This is a genomic window from Hymenobacter sp. BT491 (genome assembly GCF_014349165.1).
GTDB classification, from domain to species: Bacteria; Bacteroidota; Bacteroidia; order Cytophagales; family Hymenobacteraceae; genus Hymenobacter; species Hymenobacter jejuensis.
In genome coordinates this window covers 968,161-981,044 of the sequence record NZ_JACSJJ010000001.1, presented here as the reverse complement: position 1 = coordinate 981,044, position 12,884 = coordinate 968,161, and the positions used below count along the sequence as shown (strand labels likewise).

General features: G+C 55.5%; 12 protein-coding genes. 9 read left to right on the top strand and 3 right to left on the bottom strand.

Annotated features, from left to right (window positions below):
• Positions 1-385 precede the first annotated feature (385 nt).
• The 4 genes from H9I52_RS04095 (at position 386) to H9I52_RS04080 (ending at position 4,040) form a co-directional block, all read left to right on the top strand.
• The gene (locus H9I52_RS04095) at positions 386-1,039 is read left to right on the top strand and encodes a DUF2975 domain-containing protein (protein ID WP_187452766.1); all 654 of its coding nucleotides are present in this window, start codon (positions 386-388) and stop codon (positions 1,037-1,039) included.
• Positions 1,040-1,043: 4 nt separating this feature from the next.
• Positions 1,044-1,271 (top strand): helix-turn-helix domain-containing protein, encoded by a 228-nt coding sequence (locus tag H9I52_RS04090; RefSeq protein ID WP_139513866.1) that lies wholly within the window; start codon positions 1,044-1,046, stop codon positions 1,269-1,271.
• 187 nt (positions 1,272-1,458) lie between these two features.
• Positions 1,459-2,802: a serine hydrolase gene (locus H9I52_RS04085; protein ID WP_262385935.1), complete on the top strand. Its 1,344-nt coding sequence runs from the start codon at positions 1,459-1,461 to the stop codon at positions 2,800-2,802.
• Positions 2,803-2,996: 194 nt separating this feature from the next.
• Positions 2,997-4,040 (top strand): MBL fold metallo-hydrolase, encoded by a 1,044-nt coding sequence (locus H9I52_RS04080; protein WP_187452764.1) that lies wholly within the window; start codon positions 2,997-2,999, stop codon positions 4,038-4,040.
• 87 nt (positions 4,041-4,127) lie between these two features.
• Here the strand turns inward: H9I52_RS04080 and H9I52_RS04075 are convergent, their stop codons facing one another.
• The 3 genes from H9I52_RS04075 to H9I52_RS04065 form a co-directional block, all read right to left on the bottom strand.
• Positions 4,128-4,934, bottom strand: coding sequence for a DUF4097 family beta strand repeat-containing protein (locus H9I52_RS04075; RefSeq protein ID WP_187452763.1), 807 nt, complete (start codon positions 4,932-4,934; stop codon positions 4,128-4,130).
• Positions 4,935-5,197: 263 nt separating this feature from the next.
• Positions 5,198-6,151, bottom strand: a complete 954-nt coding sequence (locus H9I52_RS04070) for an arginase family protein (protein ID WP_187452762.1) — start codon at positions 6,149-6,151, stop codon at positions 5,198-5,200.
• A 207-nt stretch (positions 6,152-6,358) separates the two neighbouring features.
• Positions 6,359-7,762: a Gfo/Idh/MocA family protein gene (locus tag H9I52_RS04065; RefSeq protein WP_187452761.1), complete on the bottom strand. Its 1,404-nt coding sequence runs from the start codon at positions 7,760-7,762 to the stop codon at positions 6,359-6,361.
• Positions 7,763-8,069: 307 nt separating this feature from the next.
• Between H9I52_RS04065 and H9I52_RS04060 the strand changes: the two genes are divergently transcribed.
• From H9I52_RS04060 to H9I52_RS04040, 5 genes are all read left to right on the top strand, one after another.
• Entirely contained in the window at positions 8,070-8,600 is a 531-nt protein-coding gene (locus tag H9I52_RS04060; protein WP_222940398.1) for a 5' nucleotidase, NT5C type, read from the top strand.
• A gap of 339 nt (positions 8,601-8,939) precedes the next feature.
• Positions 8,940-9,674, top strand: a complete 735-nt coding sequence (locus tag H9I52_RS04055; protein ID WP_139513878.1) for a YebC/PmpR family DNA-binding transcriptional regulator — start codon at positions 8,940-8,942, stop codon at positions 9,672-9,674.
• Between the two features lie 216 nt (positions 9,675-9,890).
• The gene (locus H9I52_RS04050) at positions 9,891-10,328 is read left to right on the top strand and encodes a hypothetical protein (protein ID WP_187452760.1); all 438 of its coding nucleotides are present in this window, start codon (positions 9,891-9,893) and stop codon (positions 10,326-10,328) included.
• Between the two features lie 173 nt (positions 10,329-10,501).
• The gene (locus tag H9I52_RS04045) at positions 10,502-11,569 is read left to right on the top strand and encodes a serine hydrolase domain-containing protein (protein ID WP_187452759.1); all 1,068 of its coding nucleotides are present in this window, start codon (positions 10,502-10,504) and stop codon (positions 11,567-11,569) included.
• A gap of 113 nt (positions 11,570-11,682) precedes the next feature.
• Positions 11,683-12,747, top strand: coding sequence for a proline iminopeptidase-family hydrolase (locus tag H9I52_RS04040; RefSeq protein WP_139513884.1), 1,065 nt, complete (start codon positions 11,683-11,685; stop codon positions 12,745-12,747).
• The last annotated feature ends 137 nt before the right edge of the window (positions 12,748-12,884 follow it).

Sequence of the window (12,884 nt, the reverse complement as noted above, 5' to 3'; positions counted from 1 at the left end):
GGGAGGGAATCAGCAAGATAGATTTTTTGCTTGTTCGCGCCGACGCGCTTTTCATCCTTTCTCCCGCAGGTAGGCTGGCTTGTTTTTCTGCGCCTCGCAAGAAGAGAGTATATGGAGCCGCCCTTCCCGCTTGTTAGCTCATACTCTTCCCTTCCCTCCTGCTCTGTTGAGCGCAGTCGAAGCACCTCTACTGATTATAAATTCTAACGAAGCGGCAGAGAGGCTTCGGCTGCACTGCGCAGAACCAGAGTGAAGGCACTAGCAAGAGAAACACCAACATCCCTACCAATAAATATTTTCTGAAAAGCGATTATAATTTATTGTTTATCAATAAATATTTATTCCTTTACACCATACTTCCACGCTACTACCAGCCAATCTCTTTATGAACCGCACGACTGTCATCCTCATCAAGGTTATACGCTTTCTGATATTGATAATTTGCGTGCTGGGCGCCATTGCTGCCGCATTTTATCTCTTCATCAATGTGTTTGACCCGCAGCAGCCCGGCGACGTGGTCACGCTGAATGTGCAACAGCCGTTGGCCGGTTGGGAGTCGCAGCTAAAGGCGACCCAGCAGCACGTCGCGACGGGCAAAGGAGCCCAAGTGGTATCGCGCGCCGCCAACGGCACTTTCGTGTACCGCGAGGCCAATGCCGCCAAACGCCTGCTGCTGAGGCTGATGAATTCTTCGCCGCAGCCTTTTCCCTATGTAGTGGCTACGCTCACGATGTGCATACTGATCTATTTGATTTTGAGGGACATAAAGCCCGGAGCACCCTTTACACCAGTCAACGTGCGGCGCCTGCGCTGGCTCGGTATCTTATTGATTGTGTGCGACTTATACAGCCGGACCTCGACGTGGTGGCTGAATAAGCAGCTCGCGGCCTTGGCGCCGGCCGGTTCGCACCTGACTTCTGTTTCCTACTTCAATTCGTCATTGCTTGCCAACTGGCTCGTGGGCGTTATGCTGCTGATCTTGGCAGCAGGCTACCAGCGCGGGGTGGAACTGGCCGAAGAGGCCGAACTAACTGTTTGATCCTATGGCTATTATCGTTCGCCTAGATGTCATGCTGGCCCGGCGTAAAATGTCGCTCAGCACCCTGGCTGCGGCCGTGGACATCACCCTCGCCAACCTTTCCATCCTGAAAAGCGACAAGGCCAAAGCCATCCGCTTCTCCACGCTCGACGCCATCTGCCAAGTGCTCGAATGCCAGCCCGGAGACTTGCTCGAATACGTGCCCGACAACGGCCCTGCGCCGCCTAAATAGGCCGCTTACTACCCCTCGTTTCTTAGCCCTCCGCTTCCGCTGATTTACCGCGGCCGGCTTCCTCATGCCTTTATTTTCCGCATTTATCCTTTCTAAATCCTTGAAAATCATGAACAATCGCTTTGCTTACTCGACTTTTTTAACTTTTGCTATTGCTTTGATTATCAACTGGTTGCCAACAGAAAGTTTGGCACAAAACCGCCAGAAAGTCAAAAAGCTGGAGGCCTTTATGGAGGAATCGTATCGGGCGGGGCAGTTCAGCGGGGCTGTGCTGGTGGCCGAAAAAGGCAAGGTCATTTTCAGCAAGGGCTACGGTTTGGCCAACCGCGAATGGAACCTCCCCAACACGCCCGATACCAAGTTCCGGATTGGCTCGCTGACCAAGCAGTTTACCTCCATGCTCGTGATGCAGCTCGTGGAAAAAGGCCAGCTCCGGCTCGACGGCCACATCAGCGACTATTTACCTGATTACCCGAAGGTTACCGGCGACAATATCACGCTTCACCACCTGCTGACGCACACTTCGGGCATTCCGAGCTACACCGGATTGCCGCGCTTCGTTGCCGAAACCAGCATCCGGCCGACCACGCCCACGGCGTTTTGGAGCACATTTGCCAACCTGCCGCTGGAGTTTGAGCCCGGCTCGAAGTTTCACTACAGCAACTCCGGGTATTTCCTGCTGGGGGCCATCATCGAGAAAGTGACGGGCAAATCGTACGCGCAGGTTTTGCAGGAAAATATCCTCCGGCCCCTGCACATGGACAATTCGGGCTACGACCTGCCGGGCACGGTGCTGGTCAAACGCGCCGCGGGGTATCAAAAAACGCCCGCTGGCTTCGAAAACGCACCTTACCTCGACATGACGGTGCCCTACGCGGCGGGCTCGCTGTATTCTACGGTCGAAGACCTGTACAAATGGGACCGCGCCCTAGACTCCGACCAGTTGTTGTCTGCTGCTAGCAAAGCCCTGATGTTCAAGCCCTTCCTCAATAACTACGGCTATGCCTGGATGACCGCCCGCGGAGTGCTGGGCAAGGATACCCTGACTTTGGTGGAGCACAACGGCGGCATCAACGGCTTCGGCAGCTTGCTCACCCGCATTCCCCAAGATCAGAGCTTGATTGTGGTGCTGGACAACCAAGGCGGTGAGCATTTAACCGAAGTGGATCGTGGCCTGCTGCACATTCTCTACAACCAGCCCGCCGCCAAGCCTAAGCCCGCCCCAACCGTGGCCGCCGCTCCGACGCCGGCCCCTAAGCCACTGGGAAGCAACGCTTCACCGCTGACGAGCTATGTGGGCAAGTATCAGTTGGCGCCTACTTTTTTCATAGCCATCACGGCCGAAAACAGCCAGCTTTTTCTGCAAGCCACCGGGCAGTCGCGGTTTGAGCTGGCGGCCGAAACCACAGGGCACTACTCCATCAAGGAAGTGCAGGCCGACATTGAGTTTGTCAAAGCGGCTTCCGGCGCCGTTGAAAAGCTGATTCTACACCAAGGCGGCCGTGATTTGCCAGGGGTAAAGGTGGAATAGCGACGGGCCGCTTTTGCAATCAGCTAACTGTCTGTTCTCGTTGGCTCGCGCTCAGGAGGACAGATAAGCACGGCGAACGTGAGCAACAGGTTGCAGGCGTTGCTACTCCGGTTCAAAGCTTTCGGAAACTTGCCAACTCCTACCCTCTTGTCCGGATTTGCGTACTGTGTGCTTGAACTAACCCTAAAAAAGCAATGGAACAAGTAGCCCGTGGCGTCACCCAGCTGACCATTCAACGCTTTGTTAATGTATATATCGTGGAAACCGGGCCCGGCCAATGGGTGCTGATTGACACTGGTTTGCCGGGTGCTGCCAAAAGCATCCTCGCGGCGGTCGATAAGTTATTTTACCCCGGCACCCACCCGGAAGCTATCTTGCTCACGCACGGCCACTTAGACCATGCCAGCAATGCCCAAGAACTGGCTGAGCACTGGAAAGTACCCGTGATTGCGCATCCGCTCGAGTTGCCTTTCCTGACCGGCAAAGCCGTGTACCCGCCCGCCGACCCCACCGTAGGAGGTTCGCTGGCGTTTGCAAGCCGGTTTTTTCCGCCGCAGTCGTTTCAGATGACCGATGTAATTCAGGCTTTGCCCGAAGACCCGGAGCCGCCTTTCATGCCGGGCTGGCGGTGGCTGCACGTACCCGGCCACGCGCCCGGCCAAGTGGCGTTCTTCCGCGAAGAAGATAAAACCCTGATTGGGGCCGATGCATTTGCCACGGCCAAGCACGATTCGATACCCTCGCTGCTGCTCCAGATTCCGAAGATCAGCCGGGCCGGCACGCCGTTTACGTTTGACTGGGAAGCGGCGCATGCCTCCGTAGTCGAGCTGGCTAACCTAGAGCCGGAAGCCATCGGTTGCGGCCACGGCCCCGTCATCAAAGGCCCGCAAGCGGCGGCAGGGCTACGCGAACTCTCCCTCAGCTTCCCGGTGCCCAAGCACGGCCGCTACGTCAGTGCGCCGGCCCGCACCGATGCCGACGGCGTGCAGTTTGTGCCGCCCGCTCCCGCCGATCCGCTGCCCAAAGAAGCCGCGCTGCTCGGCGTCGGCGTCGCGTTGCTGGCAACGGCCGCCCTGGTCGTTCGCAAGCAACGCCACGACCAACGCGAGTTGGAGTTGCTCGAATACGAAGACGAGGATTACTCGAAGTACAATTCCAAGTACAACGTGAGCTACCAAGACGATGTAAAAGAAGTAGAGCAGCTCTATTTCCCGCACCACAGCATTCGGTATAAATAATTAATAATCAATTATTTATAAAATAATCCAGAACAAAAAAGGCGCCGTGCATACGGCGCCTTTTTTGTTCTGGAATGAAGTAAAACGCTACTCCCCGGCTTGGTTTACTTTGATGCCGCCGTTGGTCGTTACGGCGCGTACCGGAGCACCACCTTGGCCGAGATTGGCTGCTATTTCCTTGCTCAGCATTCCGGTTTTGGTTACGGGCAGGTCGCCATGGATGCCACCGATGGTAGTGCTAGTGAAGAGCTTAGCCGAATAATTGCGGGGCAAATCCCAGGTGATGCCGCCGTTGGTGGTGGTTACGTCGAGGCCCTCGCCTTCCCACTTCGAGCCGGAAAGCGCGATGTGCAGCCCGCCGTTGGTGGTGTGGCCACTTACTTTGCCGCCTACATTCTTGAGGGTAATGCCCCCGTTGGTGGCGTCAAACTTGATGTTGGACTGCACGCCTTCGACGCTGATGCCACCGTTTACGGTGTTGAGAGCCAGCGCCGTATGCTGGGGCACAAACACTTCGTAGCTCACCGACCAGTTAGTTTCGTCGCCGGGAGCGGTGGCGCGCAGGGAGTTGCCGCTGCTGGAGATTTTCACGCCTTTTACGCGGCTCTGGGCTTCCTCCGTCGTTTTGGCCCACGACTGCACCCGGGCCCGCACCCGCACGTCGGAGCCCGACCACGCCCGCACCGTGATGCCACCGTTGTCGCGGCCGTCGATAGTCAGGGTTTGGCCGGCGGCCGGCGCGGCAAAATTCAGGTCGCGGGTTTCGCAGAAGCCTTTTTGGTTGCCCCAGCGGCTTTCGTTGCAGGTCGACTCGAAGTTGGGCTCCGAAGCCCCCTGAGCGGCGGCAGAAACGACACCAGTAGCAAGCAGCAGAGCGGTAAGCAGGGTTTTCATAGCGTTGGGTAGATGAAAGTTGGGAAACATGGATTTCGTTGATTACCAGATACCTGATGTGATGATGTGACCATCGCCACCCAACCACCTGGCTATTTTGGGTTAGGCAGCACGAGTACCGCCAAGGCCGCCATTCGTTACACGGCCTCCAAAAAATATTTCAACTTAGTAGATGACCACTCCCACCCTACCGTTGCCTTGGCAACTCTTATGGACTTTCACAACACAAACTCTGCAATCATAACTAATTAACTAACAACTACTTATCCGTGAGCCAAGCGATTGTGATGATGCTCCAGCGGCGGCAGTTTGGCCAACGCCACCGCCACGCCAGTGAGGTAAGCAGTGACGATAGTAGCAGCTAACCGGGCCGTCTGGTTGTCGCGGTCGTAGCGCGGGTTCAGCTCCACCACTTCAAACAGGCGCACCGCCGGGTGCCTTCCGGCCAGAAACGCGGCTTGGACTGCATGACGCGGCGTGAGCCCATCAGAGCTGGGCGCGCTCACACCAGGCGCGAAAGCCTGGGCCAGGCTATCGAGGTCGAGGCTGACGAAAACAGGCCCGCCCGCCGCTACGGCGCGGTTGAGCGCGTGCTCGACGTAGCCTTCGATGCCGTTTTCGAATACGTCGGCCAGCGTGATAATCTTGGCGTTTTGCTTGCGCAGAAAGTCGATGTCTTCTTTGGCGTTGAGGTTGCTGTGCAGCCCGATTTCGGTGAAATGCTTGCCCAGCACGAAGCCTTCGCGCAGCAGCTTGCCAAACGGGGTGCCGCTGCTGATTTCGGGCTTGTTTTTGACGTCGGCGTGGGCATCGATGTTCAGGCCGCCGCCGGGTTGCTCGGCCATATCACAGAGGCCGCGCACCGTAGAGTAGGTACCGTCGTGGCTACCACCGAACACCACTACTTTCGGATATTGAAACAGCAACGCGCTGATTTGCTGCCGGATACGTTCGTGGTTTTCCGTGTGCTCGGGGCTGGTCAGGTCGAGGTTGCCGGCGTCGGCGAGGCGCAAGCGCTGTAAGTCCACGTCGTATTCTAGGTTGTAGGTCTTGTGGTACCGCCGCAGCTCGCTCCGGATGGCATCGGGCGCTTCTGTGGCCCCGGCCCGGCCGCCTTCGAGCACCGTGCCGGCGTCGAGGGGCAGGCCCACAAAAGCCACATCAGCCTGGGGCAGCTCGGCCGCCGGTTTGATCAGATCGCGAATAAAAGTAGGCATAGACGAATGCGCTGGGTGGAGAAGAACAAGGACAAAGCACTTCAGGCACGCAGGCCCAAAACGCTTCCCTAGTATACAACTTCTCGCGCTTTCTCAGAAGTCAACAGTTGGTATCTACCACCTACTGAAATAGTTACAAAGAGCAGCGGCCCTGCCTTATACAAGGCAGGGCCGCAAGAGAATCAGGTAAAAGAGGCATGCGCGCTCCTACGCCTTCTTTTCTTCTTCTGGCTCGGGACCGCGGAAGGCGTCTTTCTTGGCCACGGCTGGCAGCTTCACCGGCTTGCCCTCGCGGGCCGACTGGCAGATGGCTTCCATAATCCGATGATCCTGAAGGCCTTCCTCGCCGGGCGTGTGCGGCTCCTTGTTGTCCAGAATGCACTCGGAGAAGTGGTCGATTTCGGTGGCAAACTGGTTTTTGTTGCCGAGCGTGAGCTGGTCTTTGTGGCCAACTATGCCCTCAGCGTGCGCCGTTTGGAGCTGCTGGCCTTCGTAGGCAAACGCCTGCTCCAGGTTGATCCAGCCTTTTTCGGCCAGCACCCGGTAGCGCCGCGACTCGTGGGTGTTGTAATCAGAAATGCAGTTTACCACGATGCCCTCCGGAAAGCGCATCTGCCACGACACCATTTCCTCGACTTCCTTAAACAGCGGGTTGCCGGGCGTGCTGTAGGTGTAGGCAAAGACTTCCGTAGGCTCCGTGCCCAGCAGAAACCGACTGGTATTCAGGCAGTAAAGCCCGATGTCGGGCAAGGCACCGCCGCCGGCTAGCGCCAGCTTGTGGCGCCAGTGCTGCGGGTTGGCCGAGCTTTGCACGTTGTGCGCCTCTATGACCTTGGTCTTGCCAAACTGGTTCGACTGGATCATCTTCCGCACCAGGCGGTTATTGGGCTCATACTGAATACGATACGCCACCATGAGCTTGCGACCGGCCTTCTTGCACGCATCAATCATCTTCTGACAATCGGCCGACGACGTGGCCATGGGCTTTTCGCAGAGGATGTGCTTGCCCGCCTGCGCCCCCCGAATGGTGTATTCGGCGTGCAAGGAGTTGGGCAGCACAATGTAGATTACCTGCACCGCCGGGTTGTCCTTGAGCTTATCGTAGTTCTCGTAGCTGTAGCAGTTTTCGGGTTTGATGCCGTATTGCTTGGCTACTTTGGCCATTTTCTCGGGCGACCCGCTTACCAGCGCCAACGGTTTCGACTTTTTGCATTGTCCCATCGCCGGCAAAATTTCTTCCAGCGTAAGGTGCCCCAAGCCCACAATGGCGTAACCCACGCGCTGCTCGGGCGGCAGCGGTGTAGGCGTGGGCGGCGACTGCCGATCTACTTTCGACTTCCACTCCTCTAGCTCAATGGGTTTGTCGACTTCGGTGGGCACTTTGGCCGGTGGCGAAGTAGCCTCGGAAGAAGCGCCCGCGCCGCTAGGAGCCGTGTACGTGGCCGCTTCGGACGCCCCCGAATTTTCGCCGCTCTTCTGGCAGGAAGCCAGCAGCCCGCCGACAACGCCCACCGCCAGGCCGCGGCCGGTGTAGCGAAGGAATTCTTTGCGCGACACTTCGGCGGCCGAGCGGGCCAGCAAATCCTGCATAACGCCAGTAAATTGATTCATAGAGCTTTAGATAGAATTGGTTGTGGTAGATAAGAGCAGAGCGACTAATGCTACGGGATGGAAATACGCCTAAAAAAGCCCGCCATGTTGGGGCGGGCTGGGGCTACGAAAGCCTAAATAACCTTACGGGCAAGCTCAGCCTATGGTTATTGGTTATCCTGCTGAGTATCTGCGAGTCAGGGCTTGCAAGGCGGGCTACCAAACCCGCGCTCACACCCAAACCAACCTTTTGCCGTATCAAAAAGGCGTTTGGCGGACCGATTGGCGGCTTCGTTAGTTCAGAACACCCTCACCATTACCCAGTAACATGCCCAAAGAGCGCATTGCCATTGATATGGACGAAGTCATTGCCGACGCCGTGCAGCGGTTTACGGAATGGTACCACCGTGATTTCAACGTGCTGCTCACCCCCGAGCACCTGCACGGCAAACGCCTGCTCGAGGCCGTCGCGCCGGACCACCGCAAGCCCTTGCGCGAGTACCTCGATACCGTGGGCTTTTTCCAGGATTTGCCCGTAATGCCTGATAGCCAAGCAGTACTGCGCCAAATGGCCGACCGCTACGAGCTGTTCATTGCCACGGCCGCGATGGGATTCCCGTTGTCGTTCGGCGAAAAGTTTGAATGGCTCCGCACGCACTTCGACTTCATCCCGACGAGCCACGTCGTATTCTGCGGCGACAAAAGCATCCTCAACGCCGACTACCTCATCGACGACAATGCCTACAACTTCCGCGATTTTCGCGGCGAAGGCATCTTGTTTACGTCGCACCACAACGTACACGAAACCCAATACCGGCGCGTAAATAACTGGAAAGAAGTTGCCGATATTTTTTTATAGGTATCTAATAATCAATTATTTACGTCCTAATAGCAGCCATCATCCAGAGCGCAGCGCAGGATCTCGCTCGCTTCGTTGTAGTGCTATTCAGCTAAACACGCGAGATCCTTTGCTGCGCTCTGGATGACAGACGTTTTCAATGACAAACGAAGTGGCCAAAACCATTTTCTGAAGAGCAGTACAACCGCCGCTTTCTCCGCTGGCAACAATGCCGGGCCAATTGCGCCCGGCCGGCCTTTCTACTAACTTGCAGTCCCTTCGGGAGCGCCGGCTGGAGCTGGCCGCTTCGGAGCACCTGAGTTTTCAACCGTTACCACCCGCATTTAGCTACTACATACTATGGGAAGAGCTTTTGAATTCCGCAAAGGCCGTAAGATGAAGCGCTGGGACCGTATGTCCAAGGACTTTACCCGCATCGGCAAGGAAATCGTGATGGCCGTGAAGGAAAACGGCCCCAACCCCGACACCAACGCCCGGCTGCGCACGGCCATGCAGAATGCCAAGGGCGTGAACATGCCCAAAGACCGCGTGGAAGCCGCCATCAAGCGCGCCAGCAGCAAAGAAGAAAAAGACTACGAAGAGGTTGTGTATGAGGGCTATGCGCCCCACGGCATTGCGGTGGTGGTAGAATGCGCCACCGACAACCCCGTGCGCACCGTGTCCAACGTGCGCATGTACTTCAACCGCGGCGGCGGCTCGCTCGGCACGGCCGGCTCCAGCGACTACACGTTCACGCGCAAAGGCGTGTTCAAGTTGGCTGCCGAAGGCCTCGACCGCGACGAGTTGGAACTGGAGCTCATCGACTTTGGCGCCGAAGACGTGTATCTCGACGAGGAAGAAGACGAGCACGGTGCTACCAAGGAAATCATGGTAATCGAAACGGCTTTCACCGATTTCGGCCAGATGCAGAAAGCTCTAGAAGACAAAGGCTTGCACCCGCTCAGCGCCACGCTTCAGCGTGTACCCAATACCACCGTCACGCTCTCAGATGAGGAGGTAGAAGAAGTGATGAAGCTCATCGACAAGTTCGAAGAGGACGACGACGTGCAGGCCGTGTACCACACGATGGGCTAGTCGCTGTTGCAGCTTTTAGAGATTGAAGAAAGGCGGGCCGCTCCGATTGGGGCGGCCTATACTTTTTTAGCTATACTCATTTATACTTAAATAAATTATTAATAAGTAATCATGGTTGTTACTTTAAATATTTTAATAAAATTATCATAAAGAATATCATTAAATAAAAATTTGCAAATTAATCCTCTAAATTGGAATTAACCATTTCATTAAAGAATGAAAAATATAAAATTATACGTTTTTGTTACTAGTATATTATTCTATTTGATTGCATTAACCCAAGATGCTTTCTACATTGATAGGGTTGATTACAATGCTTGGTCATCATCACTTGGGCTTCTTTTAATTGGTTGGTTAGGTATTCTGCTAGGAAGCGGGGCAGCATTAACTTGGCTGGCTAATCCCTTATTAATCTTTTCGTGGATCATGCTTTTTAATGATAAAAGAACAGCAATAGTCACTAGTTCTATAGCCTCTTTATTCGCAATAACTTTTCTTCTATTTGACAAAGTAATTACTAGTGAAGCACCCACATATTCTAACATAACCCATTATTGTTTAGGTTATTGGCTTTGGCTAACAAGTTGCATTACAATGATGGCTGGTTCAATTATAATATATTATTTAGCTAAGCAAAAAGGCAATCCCCACTGATGGCGCGGGGCTCTGCCTGGGTGACTGTACACAATTTTAGAAGTTATAGAAAGGCGGGCCGCTCCGATTGGGGCGGCCCGCCTTTCTGTTGTACACCTGGGCAACTGCACTGAGCTTCTCGCCATCTTGCTTGTGAAAGCCTATTTAAACTTGCGGCCCTTATTTCCTAGTTCATGAAAACCTGCCTTGCCTTCCTAGTGCTTTTGCTTCAGGCCCTTACCGCTTCGGCGCAGCAAACTGAATTAGCAGCGCTGCTCAAAAAAGCAAATGTGCCGGGCATGCAGCTGGTGTACACCAAGGAGGGCAAGGCTACCGCGTATACTCTGGGCTTGCGTAAAGCAGACTCTCCTCAGGTTCTTGACGCCCAGACTATCTTTCAGGCCGCTTCTTTGGGCAAAGTCATGCTGGCTTACACGGCCCTGCGGCTTCACGACAAGGGCCTGCTCGACCTGGATAAACCCCTGCTGACCTACTACCGCTACCCACGCCTGGCCCAGCAAGCGAGCGCCGAAAGAATCACGGCCCGGATGGTACTGGGCCATACTTCGGGCCTGCCGAACTGGGCGCAGAACCCTTTGGAAGCCGGCTGGAAAACCTCAGCGCTATCGCTCAAATATGCTCCGGGCGACTGCTGGAATTACTCCGGCGAAGGGTATGTGTTTTTGCAGAAAACCTTAGAACATCTTACCGGCAAGTCGTTTGAAGTACTAGCTCAGGAGGAAGTATTTAAGCCCTTGCACTTAGCCCACAGCAGCTACGTGTGGCAAGCTCGCTTCAACACCAACGCCGCCTACGGCCACAATAGCGCGGGCCAGCCCACAGAAATTAAGCGGTTTGCGGAGCCCAATGCGGGCTTCAGTTTGCTTACCACGGCGGCCGACTACAACGCTTTTTTGATGGCCCTAATGACCGGCCAAGGCCTAAAGCCAGCTACCGCCCGGTTGCTGATCACGCCCGCAAATGCCGCCAACCGATGCAGCACACCAGCCACAGCTACCGACCCGTACATCGATTGGGGCTGCGGCCTCGGTCTGGTCATGACCAGCCGTGGTCCGGCGCTGTGGCACTGGGGCGACAACGGCGACTTCGAAGGCTTCTTTCTAGCTTTTCCGAATCGGCGGGAAAGCGTGGTGTTTTTCACCAACAGCGCCAACGGCCTGACCATCACGGACGACGTGCTGCGGCTATTTTTCGGTCCGGGCGACTACCGGGCCATGCAGTGGCTAGCTGAGGCCAAATAAGCAATAGGTTTCGGAGCCTACGTGGCATAGCTGGCTTTTGGGAAGGGTCGAATTTATAGCTAGGTTTAACACCTTGCTGGCACCGATTCTTTCACCGCGCTTTTCCCACCATCATGCTGAAAAAACTACTGGGCTCTGCCCTGCTCCTCACGCTACTCGGTGGAGCAGCTTGCACTCCACAAACCAAAAGCGAAGCCTCGGCGGTAGCTTCCGAGCCTAGTGTATATTTCGCCGGCGATACCAGCGCGGTGAAAGACGGCGGCGTGCAGGTCATCCCGATTTCGACACCCAAAGGCAAGTTTAACATCTGGACCAAGCGCTTTGGTAACAACCCCAGAATGAAGGTGTTGCTGCTCAATGGCGGGCCCGGTGCCACGCACGAGTATTTCGAGTGCATGGAAAGCTTTCTGCCCAAAGACGGCATCGAGTTTATTTATTACGACCAGCTCGGCTGCGGTCTCTCCGACAACCCCAAGGACACGGCCATGTGGAGCCTGCCGCGCTACGTGGAGGAAGTGGAGCAGGTGCGCAAAGCCCTGAACCTCAACAAAGACAACTTCTACTTGCTCGGCCACTCCTGGGGCGGAATTTTGGCGGCGGAATACGCGCTCAAGTACCAGCAAAACCTGAAAGGTCTCATCATTTCCAACATGATGATGAGTGTGCCCGCCTACGGCAAATACGCCGACAACGTGCTGGCCAAGCAAATGAAGCCGGAAGTGCTGGCCGAAATCCGGCAGATCGAAGCCAAAAACGACTTCGAGAACCCACGCTACATGGAGCTGCTCATGCCCAACTTCTACGTCGAGCACATCTGCCGCATTCCGCTGGACAAGTGGCCCGAGCCGCTTACGCGCTCACTTGGCAAGATGAACCAGTCGCTGTACGTAACCATGCAGGGGCCCAGCGAGTTTGGCGTAGCCGGCAAGCTGCTGCACTGGGATCGCACCAAGGACTTGCCGAAGCTGTCAGTGCCCGTGCTTTCTATCGGCGGCAAATACGACACCATGGACCCCGAGCACATGCGCTGGATTGCCACGCAGGTGCAAAATGGCACCGCACTTATTTGCCCCAAGGGCAGCCACATGAGCCTCTACGACGACCAGCAAACATACATGAACGGCCTAACCAAGTTCATTCTGGCCGTGGACAAAGGCGAGAAAAAAGTGGCACTGTAAGGAATATTAACTGATTAATAATCAACTGATTACACAATATCAGAAAAGGCACACCACTCGGTTTTATTTTCACTGCCATAACGCGCCGCATTCTGCTCCCTGTTTGCTTCTCCGTACCTTGCGGCCCGCTTCGCAGC